A 14,883-nucleotide genomic window follows, 5' to 3' on the forward strand; every position below is an offset into this window, starting at 1 on the left:
CCTCCTTTCAGGATTCGAGTCATGTCGCAACAGCAGCTCACCTGGTTCACCGAAGCCCATCAGGCATCGGGCTCTTCCATCGGTTTCCGCGTCGAGCGCCTGCTGCACGCCGAAAAGACCGAATTCCAGACCATCGAGATCTACCAGACGACCGACTGGGGCAACCTGATGGTGATCGACGGCTGCGTCATGCTGACCAGCCGCGACAACTTCCTGTACCACGAGATGATGACCCACCCGGCGCTGTTCACGCATGCGCGGGCCAAGCGCGTGGTGATCATCGGCGGCGGCGACTGCGGCACGCTGCGCGAGGTGCTCAAGCACGAGGAAGTGGAGAAGGCCACCCAGGTGGAGATCGACGAGCGCGTCACCCGCCTCGCCGAGGAATACTTCCCCGAACTGTGCGAGTCCAATGGCGATCCGCGCGCCGAGCTGCTCTTCATCGACGGCATCAAGTACATGGCCGAGGCGGACCCGGAATCCATCGACCTGATCATCGTCGACTCCACCGATCCGGTCGGCCCCGCCGAAGGCCTGTTCAACGCCGCCTTCTACACCAGCTGCTACAAGGCACTGCGTCACGGCGGCATCCTGGTGCAGCAGTCGGAGTCGCCGCTGGCGCACATCGAGCTGATCAAGGCCATGCGTTCGGCCATGCGTACGTCGGGCTTCAAGGCCGTGCGCACCCTGCCCTTCCCGCAGCCGTGCTACCCCACCGGCTGGTGGAGCTGCACCATGGCGCGCAAGGACGGCGACCTGTCCGGTTTCCGCGAGCGCGGCGCCATCAGCAAGGGCTTCCCCACGAAGTACTACAACGCCGACATCCACAAGGGCGCCCTGGCCCAGCCCGAGTTCATGCGCGAGCAGCTGGGCGACTGAACGCCGCCCCGATCAACGGCGCTGGACGATTGACGCCGCTGGACGGCTAACAACGCTGGATGTTGATGTAGGAGCGCACGATGTGCGCGACATGTTTTCGCGAAACCTAGGGGCTGGCGCGCCAGCTCCGGGGTTTGGCCTTAAAACATGTCGCGCACATCGTGCGCTCCTACAACGTTTCGGAGGTCCGATACGTCTGGAAGTCCGGAATGGCTCAGAGTCCGATACGGGACTACTGCTCGACCTTGGCCGGCTCCCAGCCGGCCGGTGCTTCCGCCGGCATGCCGTACGTGCGCAGCGCGGCCAGCACCACGCTCATTTCCGTGCCGCCGCTGCGGGCCAGCGAGAGCAGCTTCTGTGCCGTGGCCTTGTCACCCTGGGCCTGGATGTTGAGCTGGGCGAAACGCTGCATCTGCCAGATCAGGTTCATCCGCGCGGTTTTCGCGGACTGCTGGTCGGCGGTATCCGTCGACAGGGTCTCGCGCAGGTGCAGGCCCAGTGAGCGGCCCAGCGGGCTGCTACCCCATTCCAGCACCTTGGCCAGCTTCAGGCAGTCGCCCACGATGCCGGCGTCGGCCTTGTTGTCTTCGCAGTACTTGGCCGTGACCTGGAAGCCGGGCAACGGCTGCGAGCTGGCCAGTCCGTAGACGATGACCATCTGCACGCCAGCCGCGCCGGCACCCTGCAACGGGTTGAACGTATCCGCGGGAGGCGGCAGCTGGCTGACCGAGTTGGCCAGCGCCTTGAGGCTGGAGCCGAGGTAGTCGTCGTAGAGCTTGGCATTGGCGGCGCGGGTGAGGTCGCTGCGCACGTCCTTGCTCGCGCCGTTGTGCTCGTCCACGCCGAGCTTGAGCAACCACACGGCGGCGTTGTCCGGCGCCTGCTTCTGCAGGGTGGCCAGGGCTTCCGTGTTCGGGCAGGCGCCGGCCTTCGCATCGCAGTCGGCCAGCAGGGCCCAGGTGACGGCCGGGCCGGCGTCCGCGTTACGCGACGCGCGCTCCAGCAGGGCGTGATAGCTGAGCACGGCGGGCGGGTTGGTCAGCGGACGCGCCAGCAGGGCCGCGCCCAGCAGGGGCTCGGCTTCGGTACGCAGTGCCAGCACGCTGGCCAGGTCTTTCTGGAACTGCAGCAAGGCCTTGGTCTGGTCTTTCTGCACCGCGGGCCCCTTGACGGGACCTTGCGCGGGGCCCTGGGCACCCGCCCATGGCGTTGCCGCGAAAGCCGGCAGCGAGAGCAGGCCCGCAAGGGCCAGGGTCAGCACGCGACATCCGCGCATCAGCCATCTCCATGAAATAAAACGACAAGAATACGGTTCGACCATGAACGCAGCCTGCGCCGTTTCGGCCCGGTCGACGAAGGACATTGCTACCATCGGCCTCCGATGCGGGGGGACCGCCGATCTCATGTCAGCATGACCGCTGCACAATCCTGCGATAGAACAGGAGTTTACGATGGACCAATTCGCACTCTTCGCCAGCGAACGCGCTGGCTTCTTTGTTGGCTGGGGCACACTTTCCCTTATCAACGCCGGCCTGGCCCAAGGCAAGAACCGCGGTGGCCTGGCCTGGTGGTTGCTGTCGCTGTTCCTCGGACCGATCGCCACGCTGATCCTCGTGGTCATGCCCAAGGTCCGCAATAAACTGTTCTGATCGCTCTTGCCTGTGGCCCACGGGTGTGTAGGCTAGGGAACAGCCCAAAGCAGGTGCGCGCAAATGCTTACGACGCTCGTGGCAAGCAGCAAGGGGGGTTGCGGCAAGACCACACTGGTCACCCAGCTCGCCACCCATTGGGCCCAGTCCGGCAAGCAGACCGCCATCATCGATGCGGATCGACAGCAGTCCAGCCTGCGCTGGACCGCCCGGCGGCCGGAAAACGTACCGGCCGTCACCGCCGTCGAAGGCAGCCGCAAGGCCTTCGATCGCCTGCCCGAGACCATCCAGCGGGTGATCGTCGACACCCCCGCCGGGGTCACCGAGAAGGATCTCGAACCCTACCTGGACAAGGCCGACGTCATCCTGGTGCCGGTGCTGCCCTCGCATTTCGACCTCGATGCCACCCTCGACTTCCTGGCCGTGCTCCGCGCGATCCCGCGGGTGAAACGCGGCAAGCTGCCGGTGGGCCTCGTGGGCAATCGCCTCAAGCCGTGGACCAACGCCAGCCAGGCCGCCATCGCCGAGCTGGGCGAACGCGCGCCGTTTCCCGTCGTGGCGGAACTTCGCGACTCGCAGGCGTACGTCTTGCTCACAGCGCTCGGTAAGGGCATCTTCGATTACCACTCGGAAAACGTACGCGGACACCAGGACGACTGGGGAAAGCTGCTGCGCTGGATCAAGCGGAGCACCTGAGCCGACTGGGACGCGTCATGACCTGCCACACACGTGGCCTAGCGGAGGACGGTACCCATGCACGAACTCATCCTGTTGCGCCATGCCGAGGCGGAGCCCGGCACCGACGGCAAGGACGATCGCGAGCGAAAACTGACCGAGCACGGCCGCAACGAAGCGCGCGCCGCAGGCGAATGGCTGGCCAGCCACGGCGTGAAATACGACCGCATCCTCTGCTCCCCGGCGGAGCGCACCAAGGAAACCGCCGCCCTGGCGCTCGGCCAGGTCGAGCCCTCCTACGAGGCAGACATCTACGACGCGACACCGGGCGACCTCTACGACCTGCTGGACCAGCAAGCCGACGTGGAGCGCGTAGTCCTGGTCGGGCACAACCCCGGCATTGAACAACTGGTCGCCTTTCTTGTCGAAGGCAGGTCAGAGGATTATCGCGGCATGCCGCCGGGTGGCATGGCCCGACTGGTATTCAGTGATGGACTGGAACCGGGCAAGGCCAAACTCGAGACCTTCTGGTCCCCTCCCAACTGAGTCCCATGAATGCGCCACCTGCTCTGGGCGATCGCCTTGCTGCTGTCGACGATGCCGGTGTCGGCCGCCGACCTGCGGATCGACCCGACCCGTTCGCGGGCCGAGTTCAGCGTTCGCCTGCTCTGGGTAAGCACGGTCTCCGGCAGCTTCGAAAACATCCGGGGTGAGCTGGCCATCGACCATGAGGCGCGCACGGCCATCGTGCGCGCCGACCTGGCCACCGAAAGCATCACCATGGAATCGGCCCGACTGCGGCGCTGGGTGCTGGCGCCGGAATTTTTCGACGCTGTGCATTACCCGCAGATCCAGTTCGTGTCCGAGCCGTTACCGCTGGACCTCATCAGCCAGGGCGGCGACGTGAAGGGCCAGCTGACCATGCGCGGCATCACCCGTCCCGCGACCTTCCACCTCCAGGCCAACCGCTGCCCGCCGGACGCGCTGGCCGGTTGCGTGCTGCAGCTGCAAGGCATGATCGACCGCACCGACTTCGAGATGCGCGGGCGCCGGGGTGCGCTGTCCGACCGGGTGAACCTCGGCATGGCGATCGTCCTCAGCCCGCCCTGACGGGCACTCACGTCGCGTTGTGACGGGTCACCTATGATCCCCGCCATGCGACGCCACCACCTACTCTTTCTCATCATCGCCGTCCTGGCGGTTTCGGGCTGTTCGCTGTCCGCGCAGCGCATCCGGAAGGCCGATGCCGTGGTCGCGCTGACGGTGGACCGGCAGAGCAGTTGCGCCCAGGCGGAGCACTGCGCCGCGCCGTCCACCCTGGTGGACGCGGCCCGGGAAGCGGACGCGGCATCCACCGACACGCGGCCGGTGCACGTGGCCACGCTGCTGGAAGACGGCGAGACCGCCATGGCCGCGCGCATCAACCTGATCCGCGCGGCAACGCAGACCATCGACGTGCAGACCTACATCTGGGAGCAGGACGACGCGGGCAAGCTGGTCCTCGATGAACTGGTGCGGGCGGCCCGCCGCGGCGTCCGCGTGCGCATCCTGGCCGACCAGCTGTTCTCCTTCCGCGATGCCGGCCTGCTGGCCGGGCTGGCGCGCGCCAGCGACCACCTCGAGATCCGCCTCTACAACCCCACCTTCCACAGCGCGCACACCACACCGATGGCCTTCGCAGCAGGCATCGTGTGCTGCTTCTTCAAGTTCAACCAGCGCATGCACAACAAGCTGATCGTGGTGGACGACGTCATCGGCATCACCGGCGGCCGCAACTACGAGGATCGCTATTTCGACTGGGACGGCACGTTCGACTACGTGGACCGCGACGTCATGATCGGCGGCCCCGCCGCCCGGGCCATGGGCGCCAGCTTCGCCCAGTTCTGGAACCACAAGCGTGCCGTGCAGCTCACGCACCTGCGCGACGTCAACAAGGAACTGGTGCGCGACACCGACGACCCGCGCCATTGGACCACGCCGACCTACGAGCACCCCGAGCGCGTGGTCGACATCGTCGCCGATGCGGAAAACCCCGAGTGGATCGCCGACCGTATCCAGCGCGACACGTTGCGCATGAACCGCGTCGAATACCTGTCCGACCTGCCCGGCAAGACCGACGAGCCGAAACGGCGCGAGGCGCGTGCGCTCACCCGCCACATCATGGGCCTGGTGCGTAACGCGCACAGCGAGGTGATCCTGCAGACGCCGTACCTGGTGATGAGCAAGCCGGCGAAGAAGATCTTCAGCACGCTGCAACGCAAGCCGTCACCGCCGCGCGTGGTGGTCTCGACCAATTCGCTGGCCTCCACCGATGCGTTCGCGGTGTATGCCATGTCATACAAGCATCGCAAGCGTTACCTGATCGACTACGGCTTCGAGATCTACGAGATGAAGCCGCACCCGGCCAATGGCGATCCCGACGCACGGGAATGGCAGACCGGCGAGGAACCGTCGCCCCCCCTGCTGACCGCCAGCGGGAGCGGCAGCGGCGCCAGCAAGTCGGGACGGCGCAGTGGCCGCCGTGCGTTGCCCGAGGCGGCGCCCTCGGAATCCGCCGGCTTCATGGCCTTCGGCGGTCGCCGTCCGCACCAGGGGCCGCGATCCCGCCCGGCACCGCTGCTGACCGAGGGCGTGCGCTTCGGGCTGCACGCCAAGTCGATCGTGGTGGACGACACCTTCGCCATGGTCGGCACGCACAACTTCGACCCGCGCTCGGACCACTACAACACCGAATCGGGCGTGATCATCTACGACAAGCGTTTTTCCGACCGCCTGCGTGACTCGATCATGCAGGACATCCGCCCGGAGAACGCCTGGTCGATCGGTCCGCGACAGAAAACCATCCCCGTGCTGTCGTCGGTCAACGAATTCATCGGCGACGTCTCCGAGCGCCTGCCGTTCTTCGATCTGTGGCCGTTCCGCTATGCCACCAGCTACCAGCTCAAGCCCGGCTGCATCCCGATGCGCTGGAAAGACCCGCGCTTCTTCGACTGCTACGAGGCCGTGGGCGACTTTCCCGAAGTGGACGTGTCGCTGAAGCTGATCTACACGCGCATGATCACGGCCTTCGGCTCATCGGCCGCGGGCATCCTGTGACGGGCTGCCGCTGAGGATCAGTCGGGGCGGGTGAGCTCGAAGCGCACCGGCAGGTCGGCGGTATAGCGCGGCCCGCGGTCTTCCGCGCTGGCGAAGCGCCAGTTGCGCACGGCCTCTTCGGCGGCGCGATCCAGGTCCGTGTCGCCACTGGAACGTCCCACGGCGACATCCGCGACACCACCCTCCGGCGTCACCGTGACACTGAGGACCACCTGGCCCTCGCGGTGTGCACGCAAGGCCGACATCGGATAGCGCGGCGACGGGGTGTAGACGGGTACCAGGTCGTTCGGTGCCTGCCGGGGCGTCGCCGCGACGCGCGGGGCGGACGGCCGGACAACCGGCGCAGCACGGGGCCGCTCCCGCAACGAACGGTTCTCCGTGACGGCATCCGCCGCATCGGTGCGTGCCGACCGGGCCGCCGGCCGCGGCAGGCCATGGCCCGTGCCGGGCATCACGATTTCCGCGAACGGCCGCGTGGCCGGCGCCCGTTCGTAGGTCAGGGCGGTGAGCCAGCTGGTGCCGGCAATGCCGATGACGAGCCCGAGGGCGCTGAGGGACGTGCTGGTACGAAGTGCGAGCATGCGGTCTCGGGAACGGACAGGATCAGGGACGTTCGAGGATCGCCGTGACGCCCATGCCGCCTGCGGTACAGATGGAGATCAGGCCACGGCCCGAACCCTTCTTTTCCAGCATCTTCGCCAGGGTGGCGACGATGCGTGCCCCCGTGGCCGCGAACGGGTGACCGGACGCGAGGCTGGAGCCGTTGACGTTGAGCTTGGCCGGATCGATCGAACCCAGCGGACCGTCGAGGCCCAACCGGGTACGGCAATAGTCGTCGTTCTCCCATGCACGCAATGTGCACAGCACCTGGGCAGCGAACGCCTCGTGGATCTCGTAGAAGTCGAAATCCTGCAAGGTCAGGCCCGCCCGCTTGAGCATGCGCGGCACCGCCACGGTCGGGGCCATCAGCAGGCCCTCGCCGTGGACGAAATCCACCGCCGATACTTCCGCATGCGTGAAATAGGCCTGGATGGACAGGCCGCGGGCCGCGGCCCACTCGTCGCTGGCCAGCAGCACCGCGGCGGCGCCATCGGACAAACCCGTGGCATTGCCGGCCGTGAGCGTGCCCTGGCCCGAGGTCTTGTCGAACGCCGGCTTGAGCGAGCCGAGTTTTTCGAGGGTGGAATCCGCACGGAGGAAGCCGTCGCGCTTGAGGCCACGGAACGGCACCACGAGGTCGTCCAGCAGACCGGAGTCATAGGCGGCGGCCAGGTTGCGGTGACTGGCCAGGGCCAGTTCGTCCTGCTCCACGCGGCCGATCTTCCAGGTTTTCGCCATCTGCTCGCAGTGGTCGCCCATGGACTTGCCGGTACGCGGCTCGGCCACCCCGGGGAACGAGGGCTTGAGTTCCTTGAGCGAGAAGCCGCGGGTGGCGGCCTGCAGTTTTTCCTTCAGCGAGCGGGCGCGGTTGAGCGCCAGCAGACGCTTGCGCAGCTTCTGCCCGTAGACGATGGGGACGTCGCTGGTGGTGTCCGAGCCCCCGGCGATGCCGGCCTCGATCTGGCCCGTGGCGATCTTGTTGGCGATCGCGATGGCATTGTCCAGCGAGGTGCCGCAGGCGCGCGCCGAGGTGATGCCCGGGGTGGTCGGCGCCAGGCCGGACGAGAGCAGCGCTTCACGCGCCAGGTTCCAGTCCGACGAGTGGCGGATGACCGCACCCATGGCCACTTCGCCCAGTTCCACGCCATGCAGGCCGAACTTCTCGACCAGGGCACCCAGCACCTTCACCGACATTCCGAAATTGCCGACATCGGCGTAAGCGGTGTTGTTGCGGCAGAAAGGAATGCGGACGCCGCCGACCACACCCACACGCTTTTGCGTCTTTTCCATGCTTTATAAAGGACCGGATCGAAGGCGAAGGGATCGCGGACGCCGACGATCGCCGACGAACGCGTATCGGCAAGGCTAACCCGCATCCTGTCCCGGGGAAACCCCGCCAGACCCCGATGGTAGAATCGCATTCCTTTGCCGTTCGGAAATCCCCGCCGTGAACGAGTCGCTGATCGCCTGTCCTGCCGTCCTCGCCCTGGAGCTGGCCGATGGCGAGATGCCCGACCGGCTCGAGTTGACTCGCGACGAGGCGCAGGCCCTGGCCGGCCTGGTGGCCGACGACCTGCGCACCCTGCTGCCCGGCGTCGAGGCCTCGCGTTTCGCGCTGGCTGGTGCGCTGTTCGACGGGGTGGAGCTGCTCCGTCCGGGTTTCCCCGTGTTCGCCACGCTGGAGGAACTGGCCCGCCGCGTGCCGCGCGTGGTCACCGCCGGTGGCGTGGTGGCGTTCGGCTCGCACGAGGGGCACATGCCCGCCCAGCCGCTGGTGCCCGACCCGCATTACGCCGGCGGCCCGATGCGCCTGGTGCCATGGATGCTGCTGGCACCCGCCGACCAGGCCGAAGACCTGTCGCAGGCGATGGAGCGCGAACTGGCCGCCAAGGGCGAGGCGGGCACGGCCACGGCCGACTTCCTGATGCGCACGCTGGGCATGCGACTGGAGCACGCGCGCTACCTCAGCCGCGACGACCTGCTGGCACTCACCTGCGTGCAATACGAGCACGTCAACCTGGCGCCCCTGTGGACGATGCTGGAAGCCGCGCTGCTTACGCCGTACAAGCAGGAGACCGCGCTGGGCTCGCGGGGCCTGCCCCTGCGCTACGCCGAGGGGCGGGTCGGTATTCCCGGCCTCGCCGACTGGTTTGCCAGGGATGCGAGCAAGGGCGGCAACGCCGCGCACGAGTTTGCCGGCACCCTGTTCGAGCTGCGCCAATACGCGGCGCTGCTGACGGCCCATCACGTGCCCCTCGATATGGACGGCATGCCGCCCGGCCCCGCCGGTTACCTGGTCGAGGCGCTGGCCGAGGCCGACCCCGCGGCCGAGGCGCCGCGCCTCTATGCCCACGAGGCGCCCGGCCTGGGCATGGCCGCGATCACCGTGGCGCAGCCGGTACCCGGCAAGGCGCGCATCCTGGCCCATGGTTACCCGCTGGCACCCGATGCCCTGGTGCCGCTGCTGGAAACGCTGGCCGAGCGTTACGGCGCCGCCAGCGAAGTGCAGACCCTGGGCCGGGTGATGCTGGACGGCGAAGGCGCACTGACGGCCCCGGCACCCGCGCTGCACTGACCCTGCCGGTACGGCCCCACGATTAGGACGTCTTCGCATAGTTAAGCGTAGACGGACGGACTAGAGTGGGATGACGTGAACAACGATCATCCCACCGACTGGCCCGCCTACCTCCTGGATCGCTCATCGGCGATGCTGGCCTACGTCGATGCCGATATGCGCTTTCGCTATGCGAGCCCGGCGTTCCTCGCATGGATGGGATCGGACGGCGCCTCGCTGGTCGGCCGCCGTGCGGACGATGCCTTGCCCGCGCCGATCGGTGCGCTGATCGCCGACGGCATCCGCGACGCGCTGGCCTCCCGGCCGTTTTTCGACCAGGGCATGGCCAATACCGCGGGGCGCTACGCCCAGGCCACCTTCACCCTCGACCAGGACGACACCGGACAGCCGATCGGTGTGTCCATCGTGCTCGCCGACATCTCCAGCCGGCGGCTGCTCGAAGGGCGGCTGCGCGAAAGCGAGCGTCGCTTTTCACTCGCGTTCCGCCACGCCTCCATCGGCATGGCGCTGGTCTGGCCGGACGGCCGCTGGCTGCAGGTGAACGACGCCCTGTGCGGCATGCTGGGCTATACCGAGAACGAACTGCTCAGCACCGCCTTCCAGGACGTGACCCACCCGGACGACCTGGAAGGCGACCTGGCGCTGGTCGATACCTTGCTGACCGGCGAACGCCCGTCGTACCTGCTGGAAAAACGCTACGTGCATCGCGATGGGCACACGGTGCACGGCCTGCTCAGCGCCTCGCTGGTACGTGACGAGCACGGCGAGCCGCTTTACTTCATTTCGCAGGTGCAGGACATCACCGAGCGCAAGGCCTTCGAGGACGCGCTGTTCCGCGAGCGAGAACTGGCGCAGGTGACGCTGAAGTCCATCGGCGATGCCGTGATCACCACCGATACGAACCTGGTCGTCACCTCGCTCAATCCCATCGCCGAAGCCATGACCGGCTGGTCCAGCCAGGAAGCGGTCGGCCGGCCGATGGACGAAGTGTTCCAGCTGCGCGAGCCCGTGTCGGGGCTGCCGCTGGCCAATCCGCTGCGGGCCGCGGTGGAGAGGCACACCATCGTCGGCCTCACCACCGGCGCCATCCTCATCCACCGTAACGGCTTCGAAAGCCCCATCGAGGATTCGGCCGCGCCCATCCACGACCATGCCGGCAACGTCGTCGGCGGGGTGGTGGTGTTCCACGACGTGAGCGAGACGCGCGCGCTGGCGCTGAAGATGGCGCATCTGGCCCACCACGACACCCTGACCGGCCTGCCCAACCGCGCCCTGCTGCAATCGCGCATGGAGTTCGCCACCACGGCGGCCACGCGACGCAACCAGCGTGCCGCCCTGCTCTTCGTCGACATCGACCATTTCAAGCAGATCAACGACAGCCTGGGCCATGCCGCCGGCGACGCCCTGTTGCAAGAGGTGGCGCGACGTATCCGCGCGGCGGTGCGCGCGGACGACACCGTAAGCCGACTGGGCGGCGACGAGTTCGTGGTGTTGCTGCCGGTGATCGATGGCCCGGTGGATGCCAGCGTCGTGGCGGAGAAGGTGCTGGCCGCCTGCAGCCGGGCGGTCAGCGTCGACGCCGCCGCGCTGGCCATCAGTTTCAGTATCGGCATCAGCGTGTATCCCGAGGACGCGGCGGATGCGGAGTCGTTGTTGCGCCACGCCGACGCCGCCATGTACGAGGCGAAGATGCAGGGCCGCAACGGCTACCGCTTCTTCAATCCCAGCATGAACGAGCGCAATGCCGCCCGTGTGCGGATCGAGGTGGAACTGCGCAAGGCGCTGGCGCGCGGCGAGCTTTGCCTGCATTACCAGCCCAAGGTGGATGTCGACCTGGGTGCCATCGTCGGTGCCGAGGCGCTGCTGCGCTGGCAGGTGGATGGCGTGGACGTCTATACGCCCGAGCAGTTCATCCCGGTGGCGGAAGACTGCGGACTGATCGTGCCGATCGGCGAGTGGGCGCTGCGCGAGGCCTGCCGCCAGGCGGAGCTGTGGACGCGGCGCTACCGACCGCTCTCCGTATCGGTCAACGTGTCCGCCCTGCAGTTCCAGCACACGCGCTTCTTCGAAGCGCTCAGCAGCATCATCACGGACAGCGGCATCCATCCCACCCTGCTGGAGCTGGAGCTGACCGAGCGCACGGTGATGGAGGGCGGCGACCACATCGCCCGACTGTTGCACCGCGTGAAGTCGCTGGGTGTGTCGCTGAGCCTGGACGATTTCGGTACCGGCTATTGCAGCCTGTCGTACCTCAAGCACTTCCCCATCGACACGCTGAAGATCGACCGCGCCTTCATCCGCGACGTGGCCTGGGACAACGACAGCGCAGCCATCGTCAGCGCGATCATCGCGATGGGCCGGGGCATGAACAAGCAAGTGCTGGCCGAAGGCGTGGAAAGCGGCGAGCAGGCCCGTTTCCTGCGCGATGCGGGCTGCCCGCAGATGCAGGGCTTCCTGTTCGGCAAGGCCATGTCGGCACGCCAGTTCGAGGCACGCATCGCAGCCGTGGATACGGGCGAGCTGCGCCTGCTGGTCGGCTGATCAATCTCCTAGCGGGGCCTCGTACATGTGGTAATGGCAGCGCTGCATGCCCAGCCCGCTGTAAGTGCGTTGCGCGCGTTCGTTCTCAAGCTCCACGTACAGGCGCAGCCCCACGGCACCGGCGCTTTCAGCCATCGCTTTCACCTGGCGGTAGAGGGCGCCGAACACGCCGGTGCCGCGCGCTTCGGCTTCCACATACACGCTCTGCACCCACCAGAAGTCACCGCAGCGCCAGTCGCTCCATTCATAGGTGACCATCAGGCAGCCCACCGGCACGCGATCCCGCTCCGCCACGAGGTAGAAGCCGCGACGTGGCTCGTCGAGAACGGCGCGCACGCCGCGCGCCACCGTGGCGGGATCGAGCCGCTTCTGTTCGGTCTCCCAGGCCATGGCGGTGTTCCAGCGGGCCAGGTTATCCGCGTCGGCAGGACCGGCGCGACGAATGTCGAGGCTCATGTGGGTTGTCCGATGGACGGCCGCCGCTTGCGCGACGCACCGAGTTTGCGTGTGAGGGTATTGCGGCCGACACCGAGCGCCGCCGCGGCGTGCTGCCGGTGGCCGTCGTTGGCCAGCAGGGCCGCCTGCAACAGGGTCTTGTCCAGTGCCTCGCGGGCACGCGCATGGATATCCGGCTCGTCTTGCGCCAGCGCATCCTGCGTCCAGATGCGCAGGGCATCCGTCCATTCCACGCCGCGTGTCTCCCGCGCTGGCAGGCTGCCCAGGTCGCTGGCCAGTATTTCCAGGCCCGGCGCCACCACGGCAAGGCGACGGCAGAGGTTTTCCAGCTCACGCACGTTGCCCGGGTAATCGCGCTGCTCCACCGCCTTCATCGCGCCACGCGAGAAACGCTTGGGCGGCACGCCCAGTTCGGCCGCCGCACGGGCGAGGAAATGCCGGGCCAGCAAGGGGATGTCGCCACTGCGCTGGCGCAGCGACGGCAGCTGGATGCGCACCACATCCAGCCGATGCTTGAGGTCCGCGCGGAACAGGCCCTGCTCCACCCGCGCCTCCAGGTCCTGGTGCGTGGCGGCGACGATGCGCACGTTGCTGCGGATCGCCTCGCGCCCACCCACGCGATAGAACTCGCCACCGGCCAGCACGCGCAGCAGGCGCGTCTGCAGGCCGATCGGCATGTCGCCGATTTCATCGAGGAACAGCGTGCCGCCTTCGGCCTGCTCGAACCGCCCGGCTTGCCGCCGCGTGGCGCCGGTGAACGCGCCGGCCTCGTGGCCGAACAACTCGCTTTCCAGCAGCTCCGACGGAATGGCGGCAGTGTTCAGCGCGACATAGGGCTTGCCATGCCGTGCGCTTTCCTCGTGCAGCGCGCGCGCCACCAGTTCCTTGCCCGTGCCGGTCTCGCCGGTGATCAGCACGTTGAGGTCGCTGGCCGCGACACGGCCGATGAGGCGGAATACCTCGCGCATGGCGGTGCTCTCGCCGAGCAGCGCGTGTTCGTCCTCGCGCGGCGCGGGCGCGATGACTTCCTCATGGGCGGCGGCCAGCGCGCGACCCACCGCCTCCACCGCCCGGTCGAGGTCGAACGGCTTGGCCAGGTAATCGGCAGCGCCAGCACGATACGCCGCCGCCGTCGTGGCGACATCGGTGAACGCACTCATGACGATCACCGGGCCGATGTTGCGCCGGGTGAGGTCTTCGAGCAGTCTTAATCCATTCTCACCGGGCATGCGTACGTCGGTGACGAGCAAGGCCGGGCGGCTTTCGTGCAGCGCCGCGCGCACCGCATCGCCCGCGCTGAATTCGCGCACGCTGTGACCGGCATCGCGCAGGGCCTCGGCCAGCACGAAACGCACCCCGCGATCGTCGTCGGCGATCCATATCTCAGTCATGCGGACGCTCCATCGGGAGGTAAAGGGAAAAGACGGTCTCGCCTTGACGACTGGTGTAACGAAGGTCGCCGCCGTGTTCGAGCGCGATCTCGCGTGACAGCGCCAGCCCCAGCCCGGTGCCATCGGGGCGACCGGACACCAGCGGCTGGAACAGCGTGTCGCGCAGGTCGTCAGGCACGCCGGGGCCGTCGTCGATCACGTCCACGCGTAAGGCGGCGCGGACGGTGCGCTCGCCGACGCGCGCGCCATGCTCCACGCGGGTGCGCAGGGTGAGCATGGACGCCCCCGCTTCGCCGGCGTTGCGGGTGAGGTTGAGCAGCACCTGCAGCAAACGATCGGCGTCGCCCAGGGTGTCCGGCAGGCTGGGGTCGAAGTCATGGCGCACACGCGGGGCGTTCGCTTCGGCGACGACCAGACCTTCAAGGCGCTCCAGCAATTCGTGGAGGTTGACCGGACCCAGACGCGGCGCTCCGCCGTGCCGGAGCAGACCGTCGGCCAGGGCGGCAAGGCGATCGGCCTCGGCGATCACCATGGCGGCGAGCTGGCGCAGGTCCTTGTCGACGACGCGGCGCTCCAGCAGTTGGGCGGCGCCGCGCAGGCCAGCGAGGGGGTTCTTTACCTCGTGGGCGAAGCCGCGCAGCGTGGCGGAGAGCGGGGTGCCGGCGCTGGCCGCCGCGAGTTCGGGCGCCAGCGGATGGACCTCGACGAGGATGCTGCCGTCGTCCAGGGGCTGGAGGATCAGGTCGGCGGTGAGTTCACGGCCGCGGGCGACGCCGAAGGTGACGGCGCGGAGGTTGTAGGCGCGGCGTTCGAGGGCGACGCGGTCAAGCTGCGCCGCCAGGGCCGGGTTGCGCATCAGGGCGGTCAGGTCCTGACCGGGGGCGGTGCGGGGGCCGACGTCGAGGAGTTCGCCTAGGGCTGGGTTGATCCAGGTGACGCGGCCGGCCGTGGAGACGACGGCGAGGCCGGTGCCCAGGAGCGTCAGGAGGTCGGCTTGGGTTGGTGCTTGCATTGCACCAAT

14 protein-coding genes are annotated in these 14,883 nt (G+C 67.8%); 8 read left to right on the forward strand and 6 right to left on the reverse strand.

Annotated elements, in window-relative coordinates:
* Positions 1-21 precede the first annotated feature (21 nt).
* Positions 22-879, forward strand: coding sequence for a polyamine aminopropyltransferase (speE, locus tag QRN34_RS06885; RefSeq protein ID WP_036139019.1), 858 nt, complete (start codon positions 22-24; stop codon positions 877-879).
* Positions 880-1,111: 232 nt separating this feature from the next.
* Here the strand turns inward: speE and QRN34_RS06890 are convergent, their stop codons facing one another.
* A complete protein-coding gene (locus tag QRN34_RS06890; protein WP_285403231.1) occupies positions 1,112-2,155 on the reverse strand; it encodes a hypothetical protein in 1,044 nt (347 codons plus the stop codon).
* 175 nt (positions 2,156-2,330) lie between these two features.
* Between QRN34_RS06890 and QRN34_RS06895 the strand changes: the two genes are divergently transcribed.
* The 5 genes from QRN34_RS06895 to QRN34_RS06915 all read left to right on the forward strand — a co-directional run bounded on the left by QRN34_RS06895 (position 2,331) and on the right by QRN34_RS06915 (position 6,299).
* Entirely contained in the window at positions 2,331-2,528 is a 198-nt protein-coding gene (locus QRN34_RS06895; RefSeq protein ID WP_036139016.1) for a hypothetical protein, read from the forward strand.
* 63 nt (positions 2,529-2,591) lie between these two features.
* A complete protein-coding gene (locus QRN34_RS06900; protein WP_285403234.1) occupies positions 2,592-3,224 on the forward strand; it encodes a ParA family protein in 633 nt (210 codons plus the stop codon).
* A gap of 57 nt (positions 3,225-3,281) precedes the next feature.
* On the forward strand, positions 3,282-3,749 hold the full coding sequence (locus QRN34_RS06905; protein WP_285403236.1) for a histidine phosphatase family protein: 468 nt from the start codon (positions 3,282-3,284) through the stop codon (positions 3,747-3,749).
* 9 nt (positions 3,750-3,758) lie between these two features.
* Entirely contained in the window at positions 3,759-4,313 is a 555-nt protein-coding gene (locus tag QRN34_RS06910; protein ID WP_285403238.1) for a YceI family protein, read from the forward strand.
* 45 nt (positions 4,314-4,358) lie between these two features.
* Positions 4,359-6,299, forward strand: a complete 1,941-nt coding sequence (locus QRN34_RS06915; RefSeq protein ID WP_285403240.1) for a phospholipase D family protein — start codon at positions 4,359-4,361, stop codon at positions 6,297-6,299.
* Between the two features lie 17 nt (positions 6,300-6,316).
* On the opposite strand, the gene QRN34_RS06920 is transcribed toward QRN34_RS06915, so the two are convergent.
* Together QRN34_RS06920 and QRN34_RS06925 are read right to left on the reverse strand one after the other, a co-directional pair.
* Entirely contained in the window at positions 6,317-6,880 is a 564-nt protein-coding gene (locus tag QRN34_RS06920; RefSeq protein WP_285403243.1) for an energy transducer TonB, read from the reverse strand.
* A 22-nt stretch (positions 6,881-6,902) separates the two neighbouring features.
* Positions 6,903-8,189: an acetyl-CoA C-acetyltransferase gene (locus QRN34_RS06925; protein ID WP_285403245.1), complete on the reverse strand. Its 1,287-nt coding sequence runs from the start codon at positions 8,187-8,189 to the stop codon at positions 6,903-6,905.
* Between the two features lie 157 nt (positions 8,190-8,346).
* Here QRN34_RS06925 and QRN34_RS06930 point away from each other — a divergent pair, with 157 nt between their 5' ends.
* Both QRN34_RS06930 and QRN34_RS06935 read left to right on the forward strand, forming a co-directional pair.
* Positions 8,347-9,474, forward strand: a complete 1,128-nt coding sequence (locus QRN34_RS06930; RefSeq protein WP_285403247.1) for a hypothetical protein — start codon at positions 8,347-8,349, stop codon at positions 9,472-9,474.
* Positions 9,475-9,549: 75 nt separating this feature from the next.
* Positions 9,550-12,015: a GGDEF and EAL domain-containing protein gene (locus QRN34_RS06935; RefSeq protein ID WP_285403249.1), complete on the forward strand. Its 2,466-nt coding sequence runs from the start codon at positions 9,550-9,552 to the stop codon at positions 12,013-12,015.
* On the opposite strand, the gene QRN34_RS06940 is transcribed toward QRN34_RS06935, so the two are convergent.
* The 3 genes from QRN34_RS06940 to QRN34_RS06950 are packed head-to-tail and all read right to left on the reverse strand — an operon-like array spanning position 12,016 to position 14,874.
* Positions 12,016-12,471 (reverse strand): GNAT family N-acetyltransferase, encoded by a 456-nt coding sequence (locus QRN34_RS06940; protein ID WP_285403250.1) that lies wholly within the window; start codon positions 12,469-12,471, stop codon positions 12,016-12,018. It lies immediately after the preceding gene.
* Complete coding sequence (ntrC, locus tag QRN34_RS06945) at positions 12,468-13,862, reverse strand: nitrogen regulation protein NR(I) (protein WP_285403252.1); 1,395 nt, start codon at positions 13,860-13,862, stop codon at positions 12,468-12,470. The genes QRN34_RS06940 and ntrC overlap by 4 nt, the downstream gene beginning before the upstream one ends.
* A complete protein-coding gene (locus QRN34_RS06950; protein ID WP_285403254.1) occupies positions 13,855-14,874 on the reverse strand; it encodes an ATP-binding protein in 1,020 nt (339 codons plus the stop codon). Before QRN34_RS06950 ends, ntrC begins: the two co-directional genes overlap by 8 nt.
* Between the last annotated feature and the right edge of the window lie 9 nt (positions 14,875-14,883).

This window comes from Luteibacter sp. ME-Dv--P-043b, assembly GCF_030209605.1.
Taxonomy (GTDB): Bacteria; Pseudomonadota; Gammaproteobacteria; order Xanthomonadales; family Rhodanobacteraceae; genus Luteibacter.

What these genes read in the sequence shown, in the direction of transcription:
- speE (WP_036139019.1), top strand. Translation starts at nt 22, where the DNA reads ATGTCGCAACAGCAGCTCACCTGGTTCACCGAAGCCCATCAGGCATCG.
- QRN34_RS06890 (WP_285403231.1), bottom strand. Translation starts at nt 2,155, where the DNA reads ATGCGCGGATGTCGCGTGCTGACCCTGGCCCTTGCGGGCCTGCTCTCG.
- QRN34_RS06895 (WP_036139016.1), top strand. Translation starts at nt 2,331, where the DNA reads ATGGACCAATTCGCACTCTTCGCCAGCGAACGCGCTGGCTTCTTTGTT.
- QRN34_RS06900 (WP_285403234.1), top strand. Translation starts at nt 2,592, where the DNA reads ATGCTTACGACGCTCGTGGCAAGCAGCAAGGGGGGTTGCGGCAAGACC.
- QRN34_RS06905 (WP_285403236.1), top strand. Translation starts at nt 3,282, where the DNA reads ATGCACGAACTCATCCTGTTGCGCCATGCCGAGGCGGAGCCCGGCACC.
- QRN34_RS06910 (WP_285403238.1), top strand. Translation starts at nt 3,759, where the DNA reads ATGCGCCACCTGCTCTGGGCGATCGCCTTGCTGCTGTCGACGATGCCG.
- QRN34_RS06915 (WP_285403240.1), top strand. Translation starts at nt 4,359, where the DNA reads ATGCGACGCCACCACCTACTCTTTCTCATCATCGCCGTCCTGGCGGTT.
- QRN34_RS06920 (WP_285403243.1), bottom strand. Translation starts at nt 6,880, where the DNA reads ATGCTCGCACTTCGTACCAGCACGTCCCTCAGCGCCCTCGGGCTCGTC.
- QRN34_RS06925 (WP_285403245.1), bottom strand. Translation starts at nt 8,189, where the DNA reads ATGGAAAAGACGCAAAAGCGTGTGGGTGTGGTCGGCGGCGTCCGCATT.
- QRN34_RS06940 (WP_285403250.1), bottom strand. Translation starts at nt 12,471, where the DNA reads ATGAGCCTCGACATTCGTCGCGCCGGTCCTGCCGACGCGGATAACCTG.
- ntrC (WP_285403252.1), bottom strand. Translation starts at nt 13,862, where the DNA reads ATGACTGAGATATGGATCGCCGACGACGATCGCGGGGTGCGTTTCGTG.
- QRN34_RS06950 (WP_285403254.1), bottom strand. Translation starts at nt 14,874, where the DNA reads ATGCAAGCACCAACCCAAGCCGACCTCCTGACGCTCCTGGGCACCGGC.